This window comes from Marinobacterium marinum, assembly GCF_013868415.1.
Lineage (GTDB): Bacteria > Pseudomonadota > Gammaproteobacteria > Pseudomonadales > Balneatricaceae > Marinobacterium > Marinobacterium marinum.
In genome coordinates this window covers 66,081-90,077 of record NZ_JACEMT010000052.1, presented here as the reverse complement: position 1 = coordinate 90,077, position 23,997 = coordinate 66,081, and the positions used below count along the sequence as shown (strand labels likewise).

Sequence of the window (23,997 nt, the reverse complement as noted above, 5' to 3'; positions counted from 1 at the left end):
AGGGATGGCCTGGAGGCAGGTGACTGGGCCTTATGTTAGGACAGGATGCCATGCCGGCCAGGCGGGTGAGCAGCTGAATAGGCTTCTATATGTGACTGTAGTTGGTTAGCAAGTTGCGTTGCGGCTTCTGTTGGTCGTTCATTGCGATGGAGCGCAATCTCAATATGGGGCAGCTCCGGCAAGCCATTCTTCAGTACCCGCATATCGCTGCCGAGCATTGGGGGTGTGAGCACCGTGACTGCAAGTCCGGCCCGGACAGCAGCGGACAGGCCCGATAAACTGGCACTGGTGTAGGCAATTCGCCAGGGAATATCGGCGGCATCCAGACTGGCCAGGGTGCGGTCACGAAAAATGCAGACACCTTGTCTGGATACGGCCAGGGGCAGGGGGGAACGGCTTTGGGTATCATATCCGCTTGCGCCGACCCAGATCATCGGTTCTCTGCGCAATACATCCCCTCCGGGGCTGCGAGGCTGGCGTGTGGTAATCGCCAGGTCCAGCACTCCCGACTCAACATCCTTGATCAGTTCGACGCTGAGTCCGCAATGTACTTCTAGCTCCACGTCGGGAAAACGCGACTCAAAATCAGCCAGAGCACTCGGCAAATATCCGAGGTAATCCTCCGGTATCCCCAGTCTGACGACACCGGCCAGGCGTTGGTCGTTGATATCCTGCCAGGCCAGACGGTTTTGTCGGAGCATTTGACGTGCATGTAGCAACAGCTTTTCACCTGCTGCCGTAGGTGTTGCCAGTTTATGTCCGCGACGCAGGAGTGGACGACCAAGGGTTTCCTCTAGTCGTTTGATATGTGCACTGACCGTGGGTTGTGCCAGGTGCAGGTGCTCTGCTGCTGCGGTGAATCCCCCTTGCTCGATGACGCTGACGAAGGTGTTCAGTACCACGAGGTCCAGCGGGCGTTGTGTTTTGGTCTGAGTCATTACAATTCATGATGGAAGTATTGGAAATCTTCATTTCCTTGATGCAGGCAAGTCTTCCAGAATATGCGCTGCAGAGCAAACTGATCGGCATTGTTGCCAGGGTTCGCTCGTCCTTACGCCTGTCTGCTTAATGTCAGATGTCACACCGAGCACGCTCCGAGTGAGGCGGGAATCTCAAAGACCCACTCCAGTTTCTGCAAGAAGCTGGACAAGCTCTCCAAACCCTCCTGATCTGTATGGTTTCGCCGGTTCCGCTGTGCGGAAGGGGCGTTATTGATTGCAGGTGCGGGTGACTGAAGGGGGGCAAGCGAATGTTTTATTCATCCAGTACAGGAACAGTATGAACACCGAGTATCATCCATCCGATTCAAGCCTGGCGAGCAGCACCGCCGATGCAGGCCTTCCCATGCCTGAGGGAGACTCCAATGTGATCGATACGGATTATGTGATCGGTCAGGATAATGTGAGCGCAGGCCTGCTGGGGTTGCGGGTCGATCTGCACAGTACGGTTTTTCTCTGGTCTGCCGCCGTCATTCTGTTTTTTGTCAGCATTACCTTGGGCTTTCCCGATACGATGGGGGCCGTGTTTAATCAGACGCGCAGCTTTTTGACCAACAACCTCAGCTGGGCATTCATGCTGTCGACCAATCTGTTTGTCATTTTGGCGCTCGTGTTGATTTTTTCCCCGCTCAGCCGAGTACGTCTTGGCGGTACGGACGCTCGTCCCGACTTCAGTTATCCGGGCTGGTTCGCCATGCTGTTTGCTGCCGGTATGGGAGTGGGGTTGATGTTTTACTGTGTGTCGGAGCCGTTGACCTATTTCAGTGAGTTGCGCAGTGGCACTACGGGGCCTCTGGGAGCGCAGTTGAGCGGCGAGGAAGAGGCGCGCTCGCTGAGCATGGCGGCATCGATCTTTCATTGGGGGCTCCATCCTTGGGCGACGTACGCGATTGTCGCCCTGGCGCTGGCGCTGTTCTCCTTCAACAAGGGGTTGCCACTGACCATGCGCTCCGTGTTCTACCCGGTTCTTGGTGAGCGTATTTGGGGCTGGCCGGGTCATGTCGTGGATGTGTTGGCCGTATTTGCCACGTTGTTTGGTCTGGCTACATCACTGGGCCTGGGGGCATCTCAGGCTTCGGCCGGCCTGCATCACCTGTTTGGTGTGCCGAACGATAACACGACCATGGTGCTTTTGGTCGTGGGCATTACCGCCGTTACCCTGGTGTCCGTAGTGGCCGGTGTGGAAAAGGGCGTACGCCGCATTTCGCAGCTGAATATTACGCTGGCATTCGTGCTCATGTTTTTTGTCATCATCGTTGGTCCTACGCTGTTGATTGTGACCGGGGCGTTGAATAATCTGGGGGCTTATCTCCAAAAGCTGCCGTTCCTGGCCAACCCCTTCGGGCGTGAGGACCAGGGATTTATTAATGGCTGGACTGCCTTCTATTGGGCCTGGTGGGTGAGCTGGTCACCCTTCGTGGGGATGTTTATCGCTCGAGTGTCGCGTGGCCGGACCGTACGTGAATTCCTGATTGCGGTACTGGTGGTACCGACAGCGGTGTCGGTTGTGTGGATGAGTTCTTTTGGAGAAACCGCTCTGGATCAACTCGTCAATGGCTATGACGGGGCGAAAAATGCTGCGCTGGAGCTTCAGCTTTTCGCCATGCTGGATCAGCTTCCATGGGCTTCGGTGACGTCATTGGTGGGTATTTTGTTGGTGATGGTGTTTTTCATTACCTCTTCGGATTCGGGCTCTTTGGTGATTGACTCGATCACCTCCGGCGGGAAAGTAACCTCACCCAAAACCCAGCGCGTATTCTGGGTCGTGATTGAAGGCGCCATTGCTATTGCATTGCTGCTCGGCGGAGGGTTGACTGCGCTTCAGGCCGCCGTACTGATCACCGGGGTTCCCTTCATGCTGGTTGTGCTGGTGTCAGGTTACTCGGCATACCAGGGATTGCGGAGCGAGCCGCGCATTTAATCGCCCTGTCGGCAGGTCTGAACGTGCCTTCGGGCGCGTGGGCCTGATGGAGCCCATCTACTGGCGGCCAAACATGGCCGCGTGCAGCGCTTGAAAGTCAGGAAAGGCGTAATCGGCCAGATGAGAGTAGTCGGGCAGCGTTGTGTAGTTCACCAGGCAGGACTGCATGTTGGCATTCCGGCCGGCTTCAAGGTCATATCGGTAGTCACCCACCATCAATACCTTGTGTGTCGGCAATGCAAAGTCATTGGCGATCTCCAGCAGGGCTGCAGGGTCCGGCTTGGGTGCCGAGTTCTCTCGCGTCATGACTCGGTCGATGGGGATGGCGTTTCGCTCGATTTTCAGGCGTGAAGTGTGGCAGGAGTTGCGTGTCACAATTGCCATGGGAATCTGGCGTTCAAGGCAGGTATCCACGAAGGCGCGGGCTCCCGGCATCCAGTCAGAGTGCAGCGCGTCCTGCTGCTCATGATGGTGAATGACGGCCAGGGCTTCATCCTGTTGTTCGGTCGGCAAGGAGGACAGGAACGTCAGCACATCGACCCCGGGTGGGCAGCCAATTTCCCGTTTGATGGCTGCAAAGTCCAAAGACGAGGACACCAGAGTGCCGTCCAAATCGAAAATTATGCCGCATAGTTGTTTCACGTTACCACCTCTGAATCATTGGGGGCAGGTTACCCTATCGCAGCCCTTGATGCTGTAGAAAGCGTGTCTGGAATAGCTGGCCGATGCCGTAGTACCCCTACCGGGGTAAAGCGGCCGCTGTTCCTTGTGCCAGTTGTTGCCGGTACGCCTGGGGCGTGCAACCGGCATATTTTCGGAACAGGCTGATAAAGGGGGAAGTCTGATGGTATCCCAGTGTCAGGGCTACCTCTTTTACCGAAATATCCTGGCGCAGCAGTTGCAGGCCATGAATAAATCGGTGGCGTTGTCGCCACTCGGTATAATTCATCCCGAGTTGTGCCAGGCATATGCGCGCCAGGGTACGCTCGGTGGTGCCGAGCGTGTCAGCCCAGGCCGAAAAACTGCGCCCACCCTCGGGCAAAATCTCCAATTCGGTGGTAATGGCCTGCAGCATGGGGTGATCCGTCACGGGTAAAAATGGTTGTACCTCGCGAGACTGGCTCAGCTGGTCCAGTAATACGGCCAGCAGCCTTTCGTCCGCAGGCGTCTGTGCCAGCTCAATTCCCCTGAGACGCAAGTCCGTCAAAATGGTTTCGCTGATCGGGCTCAATTCCAGCAGGCAGATATGGTTTGGCAGTGTGGCTGCTCGTTCGAGCGGCACATTCATCGAGCTGTACTGCACGCAGCGGCGCATGTAACCCTCGTGCCTTACCCCCGGCGGAATCCAGATGCCACACTGCGACAGCGACATGAATCGCTGTCCCTGAGCTTCCAGCTCCATCAGGCCGCCACGGCTCAGCTGCAACTGTCCCCACTCATGACTGTGCATGGGGGTCAGCGTGTCGGGTGAAAACTGCTGGTAGTAAAAGAAAACCTGGCGGCCATCTCCAGGGTGCCGTGCGGGCGGCTGGTAGATATTGCTCATGGGTGAATGTCCGAACGCGGATTGATTCTGTCTGATAGGCAATATGTATAATACATGAGACATGCCACAATCTGCCTCATATCGCTCAAATTCCGTTCGCCATCTTAGGCCTTGCGCGCAGTGCTGAGGAGTTCCGTTGTGTATCTGTTCCCGTTGTTGGCCGTAGCCATTTGGGCTGGCAATAGTCTGGTTAACAAACTTTCCGCTGATGTGATTGCACCGGAAGCTATTTCCTTTTACCGCTGGGCCTTTGCGCTTCTGGTTTTGACGCCGGTACTGTTGCCAGGAGTCTGGCGGCGCCGCGCCAGGATCCGGCCATTTCTTGGCAAACTGACGGTATTGGCCAGTCTTGGGATGGTGCTTAACCAGAGTCTGGCCTATTTTGCTGCGGCAACGACCAGTGCCACGAATATGGCACTGATTACATCGCTGGTGCCGGTCATCAGCCTGCTTCTGGCGGTGCCTTTACTGGGGGCCAGGCTGTCTCGGCTGGCATTGCTGGGGGCCTTTATCTCTTTTGGTGGCTTGCTGTTCATGATCAGTCAGGGCAATTTGGCAAGCCTTTCAACTTCGGTTGTGCCCGGGGATCTGCTGTTGTTGCTGGCGGCCCTGGTTTACGCTCTTTATGGCGTCTTGCTCAAGCGCTGGTCGCTGCCCTTGCCGACCTGGGACATGTTGTACATACAGGTACTGATCGCCGTCGTGCTGCTCTCACCTTTGCTGCTCTTTGCCAGCAGTATCAGTATCAGTCAGGCATCGCTGCCGCTCATCGTGTACGCGGCTATCGGTGCCTCGATTCTGGCTCCCTGGGCCTGGATGCGGGCTGTCGCTCTGTTGGGCACCGAACGCACGGCCATTTTCATGAATCTGATGCCGGTTTTTACTGCCATACTGGCCTCGATTTTGCTGGATGAGCAGTTGGGCATCCCCCATTATGTCGGTGGTATTCTGGTGCTGACCGGCGTCAGTCTGGTGCAGTTTCGTACCCGGCGGCCAAGGGTTGCGCTCAAGGCTGAAGCGCTTTAAGACAGGTCAGCAGCCCGGTTTCAATCTGATCCTGGTTCAGTGCCTGGGTACTCAGAATTTCCAGTCGTGAATCACGCCGCCAAGCGGATTCACCGACTGTTGCCGGATAGCTGTCGTTGCGGTTGTAGCTGACCCAGGCATGGCCGATTTTCAGCACGGCTTTGAGACGCGTGATGCCGTCCAAACCATCCAGATACTCCTGCACCGCTTGCCACTCGAAGGCATCGTCGGCGGCGAAGATCCAGCCGTAGCTGTAATAGCCGTCTTGTTTGCCGACTTGTGCCCGGGGCCTGCCGGGTTCAGGCATCTCTTGTCGGGGGACGGGGGCCAGGCTGTTGCGGCTCGATGAAGCGGTGTGGGAGTGTGGATAACGGGCCTTGCGTTGTGGCAGGTGGCTCAGATCAAGCCACTCAGGAGCCAGTTGTCCCCGGGTGGTTGCGTGGATCGCCAGCTTGGGCGGAAACAGGTTGGTCGAGAGACGTGTGGCTTCGGCAATCTCGTCTTTTCCGGCAAGGTCGATGCGGTTGAGTACGATCAGGTCCGCAAGATTGAGCTGGTCTATAAAACCGGGTTGACGCAAGACTTCAGGCTGGTGCAGTACCATGGGATCAAGCAGGCAGATGATGCTGCGCAGATCCAGTACCTGGCGAAAGGTTTCGTTCTGCAGGGTGTCGATGATGCGTGCCGGATGGCCCAGGCCGGTAGGCTCGATCAGCAGGCGGTCGGGACGGAAGCGGCGCAGCAGAGTGGCCAGCGTTATCGGCAGGCTGGGTCCCAGCGCACAGCAGAGGCAGCCGCCGGCCAGCTCCTTCACCTCGATGCCATCCTGCTCCCTGATCAGGCTCCCGTCGATTCCGACCTGACCGAACTCATTGACCAGCACTGCCCAGCGTTCAGCGTCGGGCTTGTGCTCGAGCAGATGGTTGATGGCGGTGGTTTTGCCTGTGCCGAGAAAGCCGGTGATGATGTTGGTGGGAACGGATTGAATAGGTGCCTGGCTCACAATGAACTCCTGATGTTGCAGGGTAACGATTGTGGGCCAGGTGCCGGTTACAGGCAAGTCACGCGTATGCCTTTTCGTGCTTGCGTTTGGCCTCCAGGTAGCGGGGCATGGGGCCGACATCTTCGTAGACGGGGTCGCCATCCTCGATACGGATGATGCGGGAACCCGGCTTGTAGGGCATGCGCGCCTCGATATCGGTCAGGATGGTGTGCAGCAGTACCGGGGTCAGCACAGCAATGTCCATGCCATAGGTTTCGGCCAGTGCCTGCAGACGGACCATGTCGTCACGGTCAATCGATACGCTGAGGGTCTGTTGTCGAGCATGCTGGCAGGCGTGTTGCTCCAGGCGCTCCAGCAGGTCGGCAATGTGATGGTCTGACATGGTGCACTCCTCTTGCCGGAACAGTACAGACAGCACCCGACAGAATTCGGGTGCCTGCCGTTCAGCATAGTTGAGCGTTACCGGCTCTGCATGGTTCAGCGCTTGATGAAGCCCTGCTTATGCAGGAAAGGCAGCATGTGTGGGCGAGCTTCCTTGACCAGCATGCCGGAGATCTGTTCGCTCCAGCTCATCTCCTTGTTACCGCCGGTGCGTGTGCGGTAATACTCGCGTACATTCTTGTCGTAGGCGGCGATGTGTTCGGCATCCTGGCTGTCGTCATAGCGATCCTGCTTGAGGACTACCTCCAGAGGCAGGCGTGGTTTGGTTTCGGGGTTCTGGTCCGGGTGACCGAGGCAAAGGCCGAAGACGGGATAAACCAGTTCCGGCAATTCCAGCAGCTCGGATACGGCAGCAATCTGATTGCGCAACCCGCCGATGTAGACGCCGCCCAACCCCAGTGATTCGGCCGCAATCATGACATTCTGGGCAAACAGGGCACAGTCGAGGGAGGCGGTGAGAAACTGTTCGGTAAAGCCGGTCTGCATTTCGGCATCATGCATGTCACAGGCCAGCTGATGGCGTTTCATGTCGGCGCAGAACACCAGAAATACGGGAGCGCTGGCAACGTACTTCTGGTTGCCCGCCATTTCTGCCAGCGCGTCGCGGCGTTCTCCCGAACTGACCTGAATGACGGTGCAGGCCTGAATGAAGCTGGATGTGGCGGCTGCCTGTCCCGCCTTGACCAGCGTGTCCACGGTGGCCTGATCGATCGGCGTTGCAGTGAATTTACGGATGGAGCGATGCGCGTTCAGCAAATCGATCGTCGGGTTCATGAGATTCTCCAAAATAATGAGCGTAGGGCGATTATACGTAGGGCGATTATACATCGCTGGGGCGTCAGGGACGGAGCGCCGTGCCGGGCGCTCCGTTAGCCGTCAGACTCAGTTCGGCGGTGTCACCGTCTCGGCCAGCAGTTCACGTACGGCAGCGGCCAGCGGCGCGGCGATGTCGATCTGATTACTCAGGTGCGGAATGCAGTCGGTGGTCACGACATCGGCCACCTTGGTCAGCTGCTCGTAGGCGTTGCCGGCAAAAATGCCGTGTACGCCGATGGCCGTGGCTTTTGGCAATCCGGCGGCCTGTAAATGGGCAATGGTCTCCAGCATGGTACGACCGCTGGAAATGATGTCGTCTACCAGTACCGGTGTATGTTGTGTGGCGCTGTCCAGATCCGGCAGGGAGACGCTGACATCGTAGTCACCGTGCCGTTCCTTTTGCAGGATCTGAAAGGGGGCCTCGGCCAGATGGGCAACCTGGGCGACCCACTGTTCGCTTTCACTGTCGGGGCCGATCAGCAGGGGCGCGCTGATATTTTCCTGGATCCAGTGTGCAATCAGCGGAGCCGCCTGTACCACACGAGAGGGAATACTGTAGATATCGTCCAGTGAATGGTAGCGATGCAGATGCGGGTCCATGGTGATCAGGTAATCGAAGGCGCTGGACAGCAGGCGGGCAAAGGGGCGAGAGCTGACACACTCGCCAGGCTTGAAGCGCTTGTCCTGGCGCATATAGGCCAGATAGGGCGTGACCAGACCGACGCTGCGAGCACCACATTCGCGCAGTGTGTCGGCCAGAAACAGCAGGGGCAAAATACGCTTGTCCGGGTGGAAAAGGTTACACAGAATCACGCAATCCTGATCGGTACAGTCGGAATGGACGCGCAGGTAGCTCTCGCCATCGGGGAAGCGCCGCTGCTCTAGGAGGCCGGCCTGCGCATCAAGCAGGCTGGTCAGTTGAGCTGCCAGCGCGGGATCGGAATCGGGGTTGAAAATCAGCATGGTGATACCTGTTCTCCTTGGGTGTCGCTTTCCAGCTGGATCACTTGGGTGTGATCATTGAGATATTCCACGGCGTAATTCAGTTCCCCGGCATTTTCGGCATGGATCATCAGCAGGATATCCTGGCACTCCACTTCATCCCCCAGCTTGACGGGAATTTCGACCCCGGCGGCCGGGTCGGCCGGGGCACCGGCCAGCTTGGCGATTTTGGCCAGAATACGATTGTCGATGGTACTGACACGGCCCCTGCGCTCGGCTACCAGTGCATAACGATAGGGAGCTACGGGTGGGTGACGCAGGCCGCCCTGAGCTTCACAAATGGCACGGAACTTGGCCCAGGCCGCGCCACTGCACAGCGTTTCTTCCGCCAACGCCTGAGCGTCTTCCAAACTGATTTCTCGCACCATGGCCAGCATTGCTCCGGCAACCTGTTCGGCACGCTGTTTCAGATCCAGAGGGGCGGTGGGCAGGTTTTGCAACACGGCCAGCAGGTCGTGCGCCTCCAGTGCCGGACCAATGCCGCGCCCGACCGGCTGGCTGCCATCGGTAAACAGGACCTGCAGTTTCAGCCCCAGATTGTCGGCGACGGCGCGGAAGCTGTCGGCCAGTCGATCGGCCGCATCCTGGCTGCGTACCTTCGCCGTTGGTCCCACCGGGATGTCGATCAGTACATGGGTGGCGCCGGCGGCAATCTTTTTCGAGAGTACCGATGCAATCAGCTGACCCTCACTGTCGATATCCAGCGCCCTCTCCACCTGAATCAGCAGATCGTCCGCAGGGCTCAGGCGCATGGCACCACCCCAGGCGAGACAACCGCCTTCGCTGCCGACGACTTCGCGCATCTGTTCCAGGCTCAGGCTGACCTCGGTAAGGGTTTCCATGGTGTCCGCGGTGCCGGCCGGAGAAGTGATGGCGCGTGAGGAGGTTTTGGGTACGGTCAGGCCGCAGGCTGCCAGAATGGACACCACAATGGGGGTGGTGCGGTTGCCGGGCAGACCGCCGACACAATGCTTGTCCACTACCAGAGGCAAGCGCCAGTCCAGCGTACTGCCGGACTTGACCATCGCCTGGGTCAGCGAGGTGATTTCACGGTCGGTCAGGCTGTCATCGCCGCAAGCGGTAATGAAGGCGGCCAGATGAACATCGGCATAACGCCCGTCCACGATATCGTTGATAATGCTTTGAAACTGCAGATCGTCCAGTTCATGGCCATAGACCTTGGCGCGGACATGGGACAGGGATTGAACGGGTTTGGGGTGCGACAGCCAGATGGGGTCTTCCGGGTGCAGCTGAAGCCGTTGCCAGGCGGATTCGGAAAAGCCCACTTCATCATCGGCCAGCAGGACACCGGTGACAATGTTCAGTGACGCGATCAGGTGCTGCCCCTGGTGGGTCGTAATCAGAACTCGGGAGAGGCTCTCGAACCCTTCGGAACGACAGACATGACTGTTTGCCGGTAAATACAGTGTGGGCTCGTGGTGGGTATCGATGCCCAGACGGCGGGCCTTCAGTGGCGCCATCCTTTCAGGGGTCAGCATCATCATCTACAGCTCTCCTTTCAACAGCCAGGCGCCCAGTGTAACGCAACTGTTGTTCAGGCGGATAATGATGATGCGGGTAACAATGCTGTCGAGAGTGCGATGCTGCTGTTAGAATGGTGGATTCGACTTTGGATCTAGAGACTGGATGCGAGCACAGTATATGGAACGCCGTTACCGTTTGGTTCTTTCCTGCCCGGACCGCGTGGGCATTGTATCAATGGTCAGTAATTTTATCTCCAGCCATGGCGGCTCGATCACCGACGCCAATCAGCATTCCGATGCCAGTACGGGCTGTTTCTTCATGCGAGTCGAGATCGACGCCAGCAGTCTGCCGTTTACACTGGATGAACTGAGAAAGGCGTTCGAGCCGATTGCCGCGTCTTTCCAGATGGATTGGGAAATCCGGGATTCGGCTCGTCCCAAGCGTGTCGTACTGATGGCCAGCCGAGAATCACACTGTCTGGCCGACCTGTTGTACCGCTTTCACAGTAACGAGCTGTTCTGCGAAATACCCTGTGTAATTTCGAACCATGATGATCTGCGTTCCATGGTCGAGTGGCATGGTATTCCCTATCATCACGTACCGGTGGATCCGAGCAACAAGGAACCTCACTTTGCCGAGGTGAACCGCCTGATTGAAGCGCATGAAGCCGATGCCGTGGTATTGGCGCGCTACATGCAGATCTTGCCGCCGGATCTGTGCGAGCGCTATCCGCACAAGATCATTAACATTCACCACAGCTTCCTGCCGTCCTTTGCCGGTGCCAAGCCCTATCATCAGGCCCATGAACGGGGGGTCAAGCTGATTGGTGCTACCTGTCATTTTGTGACGCAGGATTTGGATGCAGGGCCGATCATCGATCAGGATGTTACCCGCATCAGTCATCGTGATCTGCCGGAAGATATGGTACGCCTGGGTCGTGACGTGGAGAAAACGGTACTGGCACGTGGCTTGCGCTGGCACCTGGAAGATCGGGTTTTGGTATACGGGAACAAGACCGTCGTCTTTGCCTGATGGTAGAGCCGGGGGACTGGGCTAATATAAAGTCAGGGCGGTGCCGGTTTGGCTCGGCCGCGTTGGAAAGCTGGAGGCGGGGCATGCTTAGATCTGTGAAAGTACAGGATTACATGGCAACCAATCTGATTTCATTCCGTCCGGAAACCCGGCTGTTCGATGCTATTCGGGCATTGCAGGAATATGGTATCTCGGGGGCCCCGGTCGTCAATGCTGCCGGGCAGTTGGTGGGGATGCTGTCGGAGCTGGATTGCCTGGGTGCGATCCTGGCGCTGACCTATCATGAGGAAGAGATGGGCAGCGGTGGCCAAGTGGCCGACTATATGACGGCCACAGTGGATACCATTGCCTATGATGCCGACCTGACGGAAGTGTCGCGCCGGTTCATGGAGTTGAAGCGGCGGCGTTTGCCCGTGGTGCGTCAGGGAATGCTGGTAGGACAAATCAGTCGTCGAGACGTGTTGCGGGCGGTGGAGGAGTTTGCCAAAGATGGTTGATATGAGAATCGAGCCGGACCATGCGTGACTGGTTGCCGGAAGCGCCGGTGCTGTTTTACCCGTCACTGGCGCGTGAGCTGGGCAGTGACGAGGCGCTGTTGCTGACACTCTACGCCGATTATGCACGTCACGCGGGCATGCACGAGGATGACGGCAGTGTGGAGTGCCTCCTGCCGCATGTACGCTGGCTGCAGCTGGTCGATTTCTGGAGCGAGGCGCGTTTGCGTACGGCCACTGAAAGTCTGGCACAACAAGGATGTCTGCAGGTCAACTTCAACCAGGGGGGCAGTGTACGTCTGCGGTTGCTGCCGCGGCCCGAGAAACAGGCTGTGCCCGAGACTGGCGTCGCGAAGGTTGATGAAACATCGGCACCGCAGCCGGTCAGGCAACTGCCGGTCTATGATGCACCGCCGTCGCGCCCGGCACGACGTGAATCGATGATGCAGCGGCGAGGTCCGGCGCCGACCTTCGGCGGCAGTATCGGCTGGCGGCGGCACAAGGATGAACTCCAGGCCATTTTTGAACAGGCCGAAGAGCGTAATCAGCTGCTGCAACCGATGCAGTTGGGCTGGCAGCCGTCGGACCTGTTTCATGCCATGCTGCCTCGGCATTCCATTCCGCCCGAGTTTGCCGGTGAATGCCTGGACGAGTTCGTGCTGTATTGGCTTGACAAGGATCGCAAAGAAAGTAACTGGGACCAGAAGTTTCTGGCCTGGGTCAAGCGTGAATGGGTGAAGAAGCAGACGCGGACTGCACGCGAGCAACGCTATGAGCAGGAACGTCAGTCAGGTATGGGGAACAGTAGTGATGAAAACACCCGCTTCGATTCTCGGGAAAAACGCAAACGGATTACCGCAGCCATCATGGACATCAAGGACACCGACTGGTGAGGGGGCCGGTGATGCGGCCTCGAAAGCCATCACTCCCAAGACCAAAACACTGGTGAACATGATCTTTGCCCGTTTCATGGCGATCTACGGGCACAAGTTCAAAAGCTGCTTCGAAACCGAAAACGAGCTGCGCCTGGCCAAGCGTGAATGGGCCTTGAGCCTGGAAGGCTATGGTGAGGCGGAGTTGGTGGCTGCGGTCAATCGGTGCAAGGAAACCACGGCCTGGATGCCGAGCATTGCCGAATTTATCGAGATACTGCGTGATATCAATGGTGATTTCGGCCTGCCTGGAGTGCGTGATGCCTATGCTGAGGCCTGCCTGCATGCGGAGCATCCGACTCGCCACCAATGGTCGCATCCGGCGGTGTATCATGCCGGTCGCGCCACTGGCTGGTTTATGCTCAGGGGTGAAGAGGAAAGCAAGGCACTGCCGGCCTTCGGCTATCACTATGATGTCATCTGTCGGCGGGTACGGGGCGGCGAAGCGCTGGATCAGCCGGTAGCGCCTGCCCTGGAGGATAAGCAGGCCAATACGGTTGCCGATTTTATCCAACGATTCAGCACCGAGCATGCGCTGGCGCCCGAAGAGGGAGCAACGCTGTTGTACTACCTGACGTTGCCGCAGGGCAGCCGTATTCGCAAGCGCCTGCAGGCACAGGCGCAGCAAAAGCTGGATCAGCAGGGGCGGGCGATCAGGCTTCCGGATGTCGTCGGCTAGTCGGTCAATGGCTACGAGGAGCTTCGAACGCCTGGCCGAGCATTTCGCCGATTGCGCGGCTTAAGGCTTCGCTGCGTTCGGTGCTGCGGAATGCCTGTAGTATCAGCGCTCGATGCACCGGCATGAACATCAACTCGGCCAGAATACGGCTGAAACCGGTCTGTCCTGCCTCTCCCTGTGCCAATTGTTCCAGAAAAGCCGAGAGCACCCGGGGCTCAAGCAGCGCGCTTTCACAGCGAGTGGCGATGACGGTGATGACCTCGGGCTGACGTGCATGGGGGCTGGAGAGCACTTCCATGACCCAGTGCTGTTTGCTCGACTCGTCGCGGATGTTGGAAAGTGCTCGACAGAGTGCAGCCACGCGATTGCTGTCGTCGGTTGCAAGTGCCTGTTGCAGTTGTGCCAGGAGTGCCTGTTGCAGAGGATCGGAGGGCTGTATGTGCTCGAGCAGAGGGCAAAGGGTTTCCAGTACGGCTGCGGGCATCAGGGGCAGGCGTTCGCACAGGGCGTCGGCGTTGCCGTCCTGATCCAGACGAAGGACAAAATCGGCCAGCCCCTGATAGGCCAGGGATTGCCACTGTTCCAGCGGTAGTTGTCCCTTGAACCAGGCCTGAGCACTTTCATAGTGGGGTGAGGCCGGTGATTTCATTTCGCGGGCGGCCAGTGCGTGAAAGGCGGCCATGCGACTCTGGTCCGGAGTGAAAGAGTACGGATTGTCCTTGAGCGCATCTTCATCCGGCTGGCCATTGCGGCTGTTGATGACATTCTGCACCAGGCGCTTGACCAGATCGTCCCGCGCTGCCGGCGCAACCAATCCCTGTTCGTCCAGAGGCAGACGCAGAAACCAGACCGCATTTTCGTTGCGTTGTTTGGGGTTCCAGATCAATACCGCCAGCCAGGCCAAGTGCTGGAAAGGGGTGGGGTAAGGAAGCAGTGACGCTTCGATACGGCGAAACTGTTCCAGAGGCAGCTTGCTGATGCGTCGGCCCATGTCGAAGATGCGCAGGGCTGCACCGGTGGAACGCAGCAGGTCGGTCAGGGAGTCGGGCAGGGTATTTTCAGCAGACATACACGCTCACGCAGTAATATTGAGATCGGCCGCCATTTTAGCACTCCTCCGCCAACCATGCTCTTGCACTTTGAGATGGCAGGGCGAGTCAAAGTGGCGTCTGTGATAGATTAATTGTTGAACACGCATAAAAGGACCGCAGTCACCATGATCCTGACCCTGTTGTTTGCCAGCGCCATGTTGCTGGTCAGCATACTGCTCAGCCCGCTTTCCAATCGCATCGGCATGCCGGTGCTGTTGCTGTTTCTGGGGGTTGGCTTGCTGGCGGGGCAAACGGAAGCGGGGCTATTGATGTCGGCCGACGTTGAGAGCACCTTTCTGGTCGGTCATCTGGCACTGGCCGTGATTTTGCTGGATGGCGGCATGCGTACGCGCTTTGAAACCTTTCGTGTGGGGTTGAAGCCGGCGCTGTCGCTGGCAACCTTCGGTGTTGTCATTACGGCGGGCATTACCGGCTGGGCTGCGCACTGGATTCTGGGGCTGCCGCTGCTGCCGTCATTGCTGGTGGGTACTATTATTTCCTCGACAGATGCGGCGGCTGTATTCGCGCTGTTGCAGAGTCACGGCCTGCGGCTGAACGAACGTGTCAGTGCGACGCTGGAGATTGAGTCGGGCAGTAACGATCCCATGGCGATTTTTCTGACCATTATTCTGCTGGAGCTGATTACCCGCACGACTCCACCGGGGGCCGGAGAAGCGTTGCTGCTGCTGGTGAAGCAGATGGGGCTTGGAGCCGTGGGCGGGCTGGCAGGCGGGTGGATACTGGCACGCATTCTGCCGCACCTGCAGCTGCAGGCCGCTTTCTATCCCCTGCTGGTTACGGCAGCGGGTCTCAGTGTCTTTGCGCTGGTAAGTCTGTTGGACGGCAGTGGTTTTCTGGCGATCTACTTGATGGGGATTTTGGTCGGAAACAAGGGCCTGCGCAAGATGGACGATATTCTGCAGGTACATGACGGCCTGGCCTGGCTGGCACAACTGAGTCTGTTCCTGATGCTGGGTCTGTTGCTGTCACCACACGAGAAAATGAACTACATTCCCGAAGGGTTGGCGCTGGCGGCAGTGCTGATACTGGTGGCCCGACCACTGGCGGTGGGGCTCAGCCTGTGGCCGTTTGGCTTTCGCTGGCGCGAGCAGCTGTTCATTGCCTGGGTTGGGCTCCGTGGAGCGGTTCCCATCGTGCTGGCGCTGTTTCCTTTGATGGCCGACATTGAACACGCGGCCGTGTTTCCGATCATCGCGTTCATCATTGTCACGTTGTCGCTGCTGTTGCAAGGTGCAACGCTGGCGCGGGTGGCGCGTTGGCTCAAGCTGGAGCTGCCGGCTGAACCGGCAGCCGTGAGGCGTCTGAATATCGAGTGGTCATCGCCACGTAATCATCGCTTGATGGTGTTTGAGCTGGATGGCGAGCACTGGACCCCGCCCCGGACATTGAAAGGCGTCCGTATGCCGCCGGACTGTGTGGTGTCGGCTGTTCTGCGTGACGGTGTCATGCAGCCCTATGCCGCAGATCTGAAGCTTCAGAGCGGTGATCAGTTGGCCGTGATTGGCGATGAGGCCACGGAGCGCCCACTGGCCCGATTGTTCAGTTCGGTAGAGTCGATTCCGGCGCTGCAGGAGCGCGCTTTCTTTGGTGTGTTTGAATTGAACGGCAGTGTGCAGTTACAGGCGTTGGCGCAAAACTTCGGGGTCGAGGTGGATGAGGCGCTGAAGGCGGACAGCCTTGCCGATTATATGGCAGCGTCCCTGCAGGCGCCGCCTGTCGTGGGCGACCGGGTGGCATTGGGTTCCATACAGTTGGTGGTGAAGGCGCTGGAAGAGGGGCGAGTCAGCCGCGTCGGCCTAAAATTCTGATCCCTGTCGCTGACAGTATTCACACGTCATGGTTTAATGCGCGCATTTGCAGGATCTATGGAGAGTCGTTTGTGATTGAAGCGGTTTGGATCACCTTTGCCTTCGGGTTGGGGATGGGGGTGAAGTTGATAGGCTTGCCGCCCTTGATTGGATATCTGGCGGCCGGGTTTGCCATTGTGGCGGTCGGCAATGTGGCCGGAATCGCCATTGAGGGGACCAAGGTACTCAACTATCTGGCCCATCTGGGCGTACTGTTGCTGTTGTTTACAGTAGGGTTGAAGCTCAAAGTGCGGAACCTGGTGCGCCCGGAAGTGATCGGCGGCGGGGTGCTCCACTTTGTGATATCGATCTCCCTGTTAACGCCCGCGTTGTATCTGTTCATGGATGTGGAATGGTACACCGCTCTGATGCTGGGCGTCGCGTTGTCGTTTTCCAGTACGGTGCTGGCGGCCAAGGTACTCGAATCCAAGCGTGAGCTGCGCGCCTTTCACGGTCGAGTCGCCATCGGTATCCTCATCGTTCAGGACCTGCTGGCACTGCTGGTTATGGCACTGGCCAGCGGCAAAATGCCATCGGCTTGGGCGGTGCTGGTCTTTGCCCTGCCATTGCTGCGACCGCTGATCTATAAGCTGCTGGACCTCAGTGGGCATGAAGAGCTGCTGGTGCTGCTTGGGCTGCTGCTGGCGCTGGTTATCGGAGGCAAGGGTTTCGAGCTGGTCGGGTTAAGCTCTGAGCTGGGGGCGTTGGCGTTTGGTGCTCTGCTGTCCGGCCACCGTCGCGCGGGTGAGCTGTCTCAGTCGCTGTGGAGTATCAAGGAAGTATTTCTGGTTGGCTTCTTCCTGCAGATCGGCATGGGTGGTCTGCCAAACATGGATGCATTGGTTTTTGCACTGGTGATGGGGGTGGTGCTGCCGCTGAAGGGGATACTGTTCTTCTTCCTGTTGCTGATGTTCAAGCTGCGCGCGCGCAGCGCCTTTCTATCCAGTCTGAGTCTGACCAACTATAGCGAATTCGGCTTGATAGTGGCCAGTATTGTGCTTCCCGAATGGTTGATACCGCTGGCGATAGCAGTATCGGTGTCTTTCCTGGTATCGGCACCGTTGTACCGGGTTGCACATCCGCTGTATGAGTATCTGGGCAACTGGCTCGGCTGTTTTGAACGCAAGGGCTTTCACCCTGACGAGCAGCCGTTGTCACTGGGGGATGCACAGATTTTGGTAATCGGTATGGGGCGTACCGGGACGGCGGCCTATGATCACCTGCAGCCACGCAATATTCCGATGGTGGCGCTGGATTCGGATCCGACCAAGGTGAAGGCACATGTGGAGTGCGGCCGTAATGTGGTGTTTGCCGATGCCGAAGATGTGCAGCTTTGGAAACGTTTGAGTGCACCGCAGCTGAAGTATGTGATTCTGGCTGCCAATGATGTCGAAGCCAAGGTGACAGCGGCGCGTGAGCTGCGTGCAGTGGGTTTCGAGGGTGTGATCGTGGCGCACAGCATGTTTGCCGATCATGCGGATGCCATTACGGAGGCGGGGGCCGACCATACCTACCAGACCATGTCCGAAACCGGTGTGGGTCTGGCCGAACATATCTTTACGGCTGCGCGGCGCAAGGAGGAGGCGCTGATCTGACCGTTTAGTCGGATTCGTCGCGGGGGCGATCGTTGCGGTCGCTCTTGTCCGTCCCGGCTTGTGGAGTCTCGCTGTTGTCCGGGGGTGTGCTTTTGGGGCTGCTTGATGTTTGCAGCAGTACCAGCATGAATTCCAGTTGCTTTTCAATGGCTTCCAGCCGGTTTTCCAGTCGCGTGATGCGGTTCAGGTTCTGTCGCTCCCGTTCGGCAATCTGGCCCTCGTCCTTTTCGATAAAGAACACTGAAAAGCTGGCGGTCAGCAGTGAGAACATGCAAATACCGATCAGGATCAGCAGGGAACCGAACAGGCGCCCCTCGTCGGTGCTGGGCACCAGGTCACCGTAGCCGACGGTTGTCATGGTGACCCAGGCCCACCAGATACCGTCCAGAGGACCGTCAAAGGCCGGGTCCAGGGCCGCAATCAGAAAGCCCGAAAAGATCAGGAACAGCAGGCAGACCATCAGGGTGGTGCCCAGGTTGTGCCGGGACAGGATGCTGCGCAGGTCCTTTGAGACCTTGAATAGAATACCCAGCATGACCAGGAGTCGGAGGCTGCGCATAGCGCCGGGGTAAAAGGCGTAATCGCCCCAGAGTGCGGGAAGCCCGGCAATAATAATGACCAGGCTCATCCAGTTGCTTTTCAGGTAGCGCCGCCGGTCATCCACGATTGACAGCATCAGTACCAGCTCGATCACAAAGCCCAGCCAGAGCACCCAATCGGTGACCTGATGCGTCATGCCGCGGATAATACCGTCGGCACGGAGGTACCAGTCAATCAGAATCCAGAATGCCAGGAGCAGCATGGGCCACTCCAGGCGCTTGCCCCAGTAGCGGGCACGGCGGTTTTCGGCGTTGGATACGCCACCGAAGCCCATGCGAAACATCAGCGAGTGGTGTTTGTCAAAACTCATGGGCGATCCTGTGGCGTTTCAGTTAATGGCGAGTACTCAGTCGTTGATCCAATTGCTCGATCAGGCCCAGCAGCGTTGAGGTGTCTGCCTGCATCTGCTTGAACACCTCTTCGGCCATGGGTTTGATCTCACTGTTCTGTGGCAGTGGCGCTTGACGCGCCACCATTTCTTCCAGCCGTGGCAGCAATAGCCACTGTACCCACTCGGTAAAGTCCAAAGTGTCCACGCAGAAAGGTTCACGACTGGCCAGTGCCGCCGGTTGTGGCGGCTGGGTCTGCCAGAATCCCAGGGCCTGCATTTCAGTGCGGATCTGGATCAGCAAGGCGCTGACATGCTGGTGCTGGCTCATGGTTACTCCTTGCGTGCGGCCTTGAGTGTATCGGCAATCAGGAAGGCCAGTTCCAGTGACTGGTCGGCGTTCAGACGCGGATCACACTGAGTGTGGTAACGGTCGGCCAGGCCTTCTTCCGTGATACGGTAGGCGCCACCGATACACTCGGTGACATCGTTACCGGTCATTTCGAAGTGTACGCCCCCGGCATGCGTGCCTTCGGCATTGTGCACTTCAAAGAAGCCTTTCATTTCAGCCAGAATGGCATCAACGCTGCGGGTTTTGTAACCGCTGGATGCCTTGATGGTGTTGCCATGCATGGGGTCTGAACTCCAGACCACATGGTGGCCGCTGGCTTTGACCGCACGGACCAGTGGCGGCAGCATCTCGGTGATCTTGTCGGCTCCCATGCGCGCGATCAGGGTAATGCGGCCCGGGGTCTGCTGAGGGTTGAGAATATCCAGCAAGCGCAGCAGGTCGTCGACCTGAGTGCTGGGACCAACCTTGATGCCGACCGGGTTGCGTACGCCGCGCAGGAATTCCACGTGGGCGTGGTCCGGCTGACGGGTGCGGTCCCCGATCCACAGCATGTGCGCGGAACAGTCGTACCAGTCATCGGTGAGGCTGTCCTGGCGGGTCAAGGCCTGCTCGTATCCCAGCAGCAGTGCTTCGTGAGAGGTATACAGGTTGGTTTCTTTCAGCTGGGGCGTGTTGCTTGAGCTGATGCCGCAGGCTTCGATAAAGGCCATGGTCTGGTCGATTTGATCGGCCAGGTGGCGGTACTTTTCACCCTGGGGGCTTTGCTGAACGAAGCCCTGAGTCCATTGGTGGACCTTGTGCAGATCGGCAAAGCCGCCGGTCGCGAAGGCGCGCAGCAGGTTCAGTGTGGCCGAGGACTGGTGGTAGGCCGACAGCAAACGCTCGGGGTCAGGCGTGCGTGCATCGCTGGTGAAGGCGATGTCATTGATGATATCACCGCGGTAACTGGGCAGCTCGACTCCGTTGATGACTTCGGTGTCCGATGAGCGTGGCTTGGCAAACTGGCCCGCCATGCGACCAATCTTGACCACCGGACAGCTGCCGGCAAAGGTCATGACCACAGCCATCTGCAGCATGACCTTGAAGGTGTCGCGGATCTTGTTGGCGTTGAACTCGGTAAAGCTCTCGGCACAGTCGCCGCCTTGCAGGAGGAATGCCTTGCCTTCGGCGACTTGAGCCAGTTCCTGAGTCAGAGAGCGGATCTCGCCGGCAAAGACCAGCGGCGGATACTCGCCCAGCACCTTCTCAACCCGATACAGGGCGTCCTGATCGGGGTAGGTCGGGTGCTGTTTGATGGGCTTGCTGCGCCAGCTGTCTGGAGTCCAGAGTTCCATGCTTACTCTCTCATTGCTAGATGGATGAACAAAGTCATGATCTTACCGCAAATATGCGGCGGCGGCAGTAGACTTTCCGGCAGGATAGACGGGTTGTTGACAGGCGGGGCATGCTGGTGCCGGAGAGTGCCCTTCCGACCGGAGGGTCGAAAGGGCATGTGCGTCAGGCCGAGCGAATGCCATTGAGGTTGCGGAAGGTGACCTCGCGGGCCGTATTCAGAAAATCGACCATGAAATCGGCATCTTTCTGATCTTCACGCATGGCGGCGTAGAGTGTACACCAGAGTCCCTTTTCACCCAGTGGACGGGCGGCGATATATTCCCGTTGCAGGTATTCGTGTGCGGCCCAGTTGGGCAGGGCGGATACGCCGCGTCCACTGGCAACCAGCTGCATGACCATGACGGTCAACTCGGAGGTGCGAATGGCGGCAGGCTCGGTACCGGCCGGGTCGAGGAAGCGGGTGAATACATCCAGTCGGTCTTGCTCGACCGGGTAGGTAATCAGTGTTTCCTGTGCCAGATCCTGGGGCTGGATGTGACGCTTGGCCACCAGTCTGTGCTGGCGCCCCATGACCAGTATGGACTCATAGCTGAACAGGGGAACGTAGTGAATGCCGGTACGCGGCTCGGGGTCAGAAGTGATGACCAGGTCCAGGTCGCCACGAGCCAGAGCCGGTAGTGGTAAAAAGCTGAAGCCGGTTGACAGGTCCAGTTCCACTTCGGGCCAGTGCTGGCGGAAATGGTCAATGGTGGGCATCAGCCAGTCAAAGCAGCTGTGGCATTCAATACAGATATTCAGTCGGCCGGTTTCGCCACCGGCCAGACGCATGATGTCGCGTTCGGCGCTACGGACCATGGGCAGCAGCTCATCGGCAAGATTGAGCAGGCGTTGCCCGGCGCTGGTAAAGCAAAGAGGTCGGGTCTTGCGAATGAACAATGAGCAATTCAGCCGTTCCTCCAGATCCTTGATCTGATGAGACAAGGCGGATTGGGTCAAATGAATGCGCTCGGCGGCTTCGACCAGGCTGCCTGCATCGCGAAGCGCGGCAAGCGTTTTCAGGTGACGAATTTCTATCATACCCACTATCAAGCCCTTAGGAGTGCGGATAACAGCCAGTATAGTACTTAATGTAAATGTCTGGCGAATGCGGCGCTCGGGGCCTCCCGAGGCCGCAGGGAAGGGTGTCAGGCCTTTGCCAGCAGGAATTCCAGCAGGGCCTTTTGAGCGTGCAGGCGGTTTTCGGCTTCTTCGAAGACAACCGAGCGGGGGTCTTCCATCATTTCTTCACTGACTTCTTCACCGCGGTGGGCAGGCAGACAGTGCATGAAGATGGCATCGTCATCGGCCAGGTCCATCAATGCGGGAGTGACCTGGTAGCCGCGGAATTCACGGATACGTTCACGCTGCTCGTCTTCCTGGCCCATGGAGGCCCAGACGTCGGTAACGACCAGGTGTGCACCCTTGACGGCTTCTTCCGGGCTTTCGAATACTTTGACCCGGTCGCTGTTGAGTGAGACCAGATCCGCGTTGGGGGCGAAGCCTTCCGGGCAGGCAACGTTCAATTTGAAATCGAACTGGCGTGCCGCGTTGATGTAGGAGTTGCACATGTTGTTACCATCGCCAATCCAGACGACGGTCTTGCCCTTGATAGAGCCGCGCTGCTCGGCAAATGTCTGCATGTCGGCCAGCAGCTGACAGGGGTGGTAGTCGTCGGTCAGCGCATTAATAACCGGCACTCGGGAGTAGCGGGCGAAGGTTTCAACCAGTTCGTGGCTGAAAGTACGGATCATGACGACATCGACCATGCTGGAAATAACGCGGGCGCTGTCTTCGACAGGCTCGCCGCGGCCCAGCTGAGTGTCGCGGGGAGACAGGAACATGGCATGGCCGCCAAACTGGGCCATTCCTGCTTCAAATGAAACTCGGGTGCGGGTTGAAGCTTTCTCGAAGATCATGGCCATGACCTTGTTCTTCAGAGGTTCGTAGATCTCGCCCGCGTTACGCATCTGCTTGAGGGTGATGGCGCGCTGCACGATCTGTTGCAGCTCTTCCGGCGTCATGTCCAGCAGGGTCAAAAAGTGTCGTGTACTCATAGATATTATCGGTCGGTGGCTAAAGGCCGCCGGCTCCCGGTGTCGGTTGAATAAAAAATGCTCAGTTGGCGCTGGTGCGCTCTTCACCGGCATAAACCCGGATCAATTGAGCAACGGTATTAACCAGTAAATCGGCTTCCTGATCGGACATGATCAGGGGTGGCAACAGACGAATGACACGACCGCCGCCGGTTATGTTGAGCAAAATGCCTTTTATTTTGGCCAGAACCGCAAGCTCGCTGCCGGCTTCGGTCAGCTCGATGCCGATCATCAGGCCCTTGTTACGAATGTCCTTTATATAGGGGCTTTTGTCCAACTGGGCACGAAATCCGTCGGCAATGCGATTGCCGAGTGTTTCGGCGCGCTGGCAAAGATTATCGTGCCGGATGGTGTCGACGACAGCCAGTGCCGCCGCGCATGCCAGCGGGTTGCCGCCAAAGGTCGTGCCGTGGTTGCCGGGGCCAAATACCTTGGCGGCAGCGCCGCGGGCCAGGCAGGCACCGATCGGGAAGCCGTTGCCCAGCCCTTTGGCCGTGGTAACGACATCCGGCAGGATATCGTTGTGCTGATAGGCGAAATAACGGCCGGTACGGCCGTTGCCGCTCTGGACCTCGTCCAGCATGAGCAGCCACTGGTGATCGTCGCAGATCTGGCGCAACTGGTTCAGGTAGTCCGGAGCCGGGATGTGCATGCCGCCTTCACCCTGAATCGGCTCGACCAGAATCGCAACGACATCGGGGTTGTGGCGGGCAACCTGGCGAACGGCGTCGACATCATCGAAGGGAACCCGGACAAAACCTGTTACCAGCGGCTCGAACCCCTGTTGGGTGCTGCGGTTGCCGGTGGCGCTCAGGGTTGCCAGCGTGCGACCATGAAAGGCATGTTCCATGACAATAATGGCCGGATTGTCGATATGGCGGCTGTGGCCATAGCGGCGAGCCAGCTTGATGGCGGCTTCGTTGGCTTCGGCACCGGAGTTGGCAAAGAAGGCGTTGTCCATGCCGGACAGTCGAACCAGTTGCTCAGCCAGTCGTTCCTGCTGCGGAATTGTATAGATATTGGAGCAGTGAATCAGTTTGGCGGCCTGTTCGCTGATGGCGTGCGTCACGGCCGGGTGGGCGTGGCCCAAGCCGGTAACGGCGATACCGCACAGGGCGTCCAGGTACTTGTTGCCTGCAGTATCGTACAGCCAGGCCCCTTCACCGTACTCGAAGGCGACCGATAGCCGGTTGAAAACGTTCATCAATGGCTGCGTAGCCATGGGAGTCTCCCTACAACGCAAAAAGGCAGCCAGAGCTGCCGATAAAGTAACCATTCTAGGAGCAGATGTCCGGTTTGGCAATTCCAACCGGGACTATGG

23 protein-coding genes are annotated in these 23,997 nt (G+C 58.2%); 8 read left to right on the top strand and 15 right to left on the bottom strand.

Translation table 11 applies throughout. The annotated features are described in order from the left end of the window. Positions 1-35: 35 nt before the first annotated feature. Complete coding sequence (locus H1S06_RS11905; protein ID WP_181740467.1) at positions 36-938, bottom strand: LysR substrate-binding domain-containing protein; 903 nt, start codon at positions 936-938, stop codon at positions 36-38. A 340-nt stretch (positions 939-1,278) separates the two neighbouring features. Between H1S06_RS11905 and H1S06_RS11900 the strand changes: the two genes are divergently transcribed. Beyond that, positions 1,279-2,919, top strand: coding sequence for a BCCT family transporter (locus tag H1S06_RS11900; protein ID WP_181740465.1), 1,641 nt, complete (start codon positions 1,279-1,281; stop codon positions 2,917-2,919). A gap of 57 nt (positions 2,920-2,976) precedes the next feature. Here H1S06_RS11900 and H1S06_RS11895 read toward each other — a convergent pair whose 3' ends face one another. Both H1S06_RS11895 and H1S06_RS11890 read right to left on the bottom strand, forming a co-directional pair. Continuing rightward, a complete protein-coding gene (locus tag H1S06_RS11895) occupies positions 2,977-3,561 on the bottom strand; it encodes an HAD family hydrolase (RefSeq protein ID WP_181740463.1) in 585 nt (194 codons plus the stop codon). Positions 3,562-3,658: 97 nt separating this feature from the next. Next, on the bottom strand, positions 3,659-4,465 hold the full coding sequence (locus tag H1S06_RS11890; protein ID WP_181740461.1) for an AraC family transcriptional regulator: 807 nt from the start codon (positions 4,463-4,465) through the stop codon (positions 3,659-3,661). A 138-nt stretch (positions 4,466-4,603) separates the two neighbouring features. Between H1S06_RS11890 and H1S06_RS11885 the strand changes: the two genes are divergently transcribed. Further along, positions 4,604-5,491 (top strand): DMT family transporter, encoded by an 888-nt coding sequence (locus tag H1S06_RS11885; protein WP_220183865.1) that lies wholly within the window; start codon positions 4,604-4,606, stop codon positions 5,489-5,491. On the opposite strand, the gene H1S06_RS11880 is transcribed toward H1S06_RS11885, so the two are convergent. The 5 genes from H1S06_RS11880 to H1S06_RS11860 form a co-directional block, all read right to left on the bottom strand. Then, positions 5,472-6,494, bottom strand: coding sequence for a CobW family GTP-binding protein (locus H1S06_RS11880; RefSeq protein WP_181740459.1), 1,023 nt, complete (start codon positions 6,492-6,494; stop codon positions 5,472-5,474). The two genes, H1S06_RS11885 and H1S06_RS11880, sit on opposite strands and share 20 nt — an antisense overlap. Before the next feature lie 58 nt (positions 6,495-6,552). Beyond that, positions 6,553-6,876 carry a hypothetical protein gene (locus tag H1S06_RS11875; protein ID WP_181740457.1) on the bottom strand — a complete coding sequence of 108 codons (324 nt, stop codon included), beginning with the start codon at positions 6,874-6,876 and terminating at the stop codon, positions 6,553-6,555. Between the two features lie 95 nt (positions 6,877-6,971). Next, the gene (gene nfsA, locus H1S06_RS11870) at positions 6,972-7,709 is read right to left on the bottom strand and encodes an oxygen-insensitive NADPH nitroreductase (RefSeq protein ID WP_181740455.1); all 738 of its coding nucleotides are present in this window, start codon (positions 7,707-7,709) and stop codon (positions 6,972-6,974) included. Positions 7,710-7,817: 108 nt separating this feature from the next. Beyond that, on the bottom strand, positions 7,818-8,714 hold the full coding sequence (locus H1S06_RS11865) for a ribose-phosphate pyrophosphokinase (protein WP_181740453.1): 897 nt from the start codon (positions 8,712-8,714) through the stop codon (positions 7,818-7,820). Continuing rightward, a complete protein-coding gene (locus tag H1S06_RS11860) occupies positions 8,708-10,255 on the bottom strand; it encodes a thymidine phosphorylase family protein (protein WP_181740926.1) in 1,548 nt (515 codons plus the stop codon). Before H1S06_RS11860 ends, H1S06_RS11865 begins: the two co-directional genes overlap by 7 nt. 160 nt (positions 10,256-10,415) lie before the next feature. Between H1S06_RS11860 and purU the strand changes: the two genes are divergently transcribed. The 4 genes from purU (at position 10,416) to H1S06_RS11840 (ending at position 13,375) form a co-directional block, all read left to right on the top strand. Continuing rightward, entirely contained in the window at positions 10,416-11,270 is an 855-nt protein-coding gene (purU, locus tag H1S06_RS11855; protein ID WP_181740924.1) for a formyltetrahydrofolate deformylase, read from the top strand. 83 nt (positions 11,271-11,353) lie between these two features. Beyond that, positions 11,354-11,767, top strand: coding sequence for a CBS domain-containing protein (locus tag H1S06_RS11850; RefSeq protein WP_181740451.1), 414 nt, complete (start codon positions 11,354-11,356; stop codon positions 11,765-11,767). 20 nt (positions 11,768-11,787) lie between these two features. Further along, positions 11,788-12,657, top strand: a complete 870-nt coding sequence (locus tag H1S06_RS11845) for a DnaT-like ssDNA-binding domain-containing protein (protein WP_181740449.1) — start codon at positions 11,788-11,790, stop codon at positions 12,655-12,657. Then, positions 12,575-13,375, top strand: a complete 801-nt coding sequence (locus H1S06_RS11840) for a replication protein P (RefSeq protein ID WP_255483055.1) — start codon at positions 12,575-12,577, stop codon at positions 13,373-13,375. The genes H1S06_RS11845 and H1S06_RS11840 overlap by 83 nt, the downstream gene beginning before the upstream one ends. A 4-nt stretch (positions 13,376-13,379) precedes the next feature. On the opposite strand, the gene H1S06_RS11835 is transcribed toward H1S06_RS11840, so the two are convergent. Further along, on the bottom strand, positions 13,380-14,444 hold the full coding sequence (locus H1S06_RS11835; protein WP_181740447.1) for a DUF3549 family protein: 1,065 nt from the start codon (positions 14,442-14,444) through the stop codon (positions 13,380-13,382). A 147-nt stretch (positions 14,445-14,591) separates the two neighbouring features. Between H1S06_RS11835 and H1S06_RS11830 the strand changes: the two genes are divergently transcribed. Both H1S06_RS11830 and H1S06_RS11825 read left to right on the top strand, forming a co-directional pair. Next, entirely contained in the window at positions 14,592-16,295 is a 1,704-nt protein-coding gene (locus H1S06_RS11830) for a potassium/proton antiporter (RefSeq protein WP_181740445.1), read from the top strand. A 71-nt stretch (positions 16,296-16,366) separates the two neighbouring features. Beyond that, complete coding sequence (locus H1S06_RS11825; RefSeq protein WP_181740443.1) at positions 16,367-17,929, top strand: cation:proton antiporter domain-containing protein; 1,563 nt, start codon at positions 16,367-16,369, stop codon at positions 17,927-17,929. 4 nt (positions 17,930-17,933) lie between these two features. On the opposite strand, the gene H1S06_RS11820 is transcribed toward H1S06_RS11825, so the two are convergent. The 6 genes from H1S06_RS11820 to H1S06_RS11795 all read right to left on the bottom strand — a co-directional run bounded on the left by H1S06_RS11820 (position 17,934) and on the right by H1S06_RS11795 (position 23,898). Beyond that, complete coding sequence (locus H1S06_RS11820; protein ID WP_181740441.1) at positions 17,934-18,839, bottom strand: potassium channel family protein; 906 nt, start codon at positions 18,837-18,839, stop codon at positions 17,934-17,936. A 22-nt stretch (positions 18,840-18,861) separates the two neighbouring features. Continuing rightward, positions 18,862-19,188, bottom strand: coding sequence for a YqcC family protein (locus H1S06_RS11815; protein ID WP_181740439.1), 327 nt, complete (start codon positions 19,186-19,188; stop codon positions 18,862-18,864). 2 nt (positions 19,189-19,190) lie between these two features. After that, positions 19,191-20,543, bottom strand: coding sequence for a class II 3-deoxy-7-phosphoheptulonate synthase (locus tag H1S06_RS11810; RefSeq protein ID WP_181740437.1), 1,353 nt, complete (start codon positions 20,541-20,543; stop codon positions 19,191-19,193). Between the two features lie 163 nt (positions 20,544-20,706). Next, positions 20,707-21,621: a LysR family transcriptional regulator gene (locus H1S06_RS11805; RefSeq protein ID WP_181740435.1), complete on the bottom strand. Its 915-nt coding sequence runs from the start codon at positions 21,619-21,621 to the stop codon at positions 20,707-20,709. Between the two features lie 107 nt (positions 21,622-21,728). Next, positions 21,729-22,637, bottom strand: a complete 909-nt coding sequence (gene argF, locus H1S06_RS11800; RefSeq protein ID WP_181740433.1) for an ornithine carbamoyltransferase — start codon at positions 22,635-22,637, stop codon at positions 21,729-21,731. 61 nt (positions 22,638-22,698) lie between these two features. Beyond that, on the bottom strand, positions 22,699-23,898 hold the full coding sequence (locus tag H1S06_RS11795) for an aspartate aminotransferase family protein (RefSeq protein ID WP_181740431.1): 1,200 nt from the start codon (positions 23,896-23,898) through the stop codon (positions 22,699-22,701). Between the last annotated feature and the right edge of the window lie 99 nt (positions 23,899-23,997).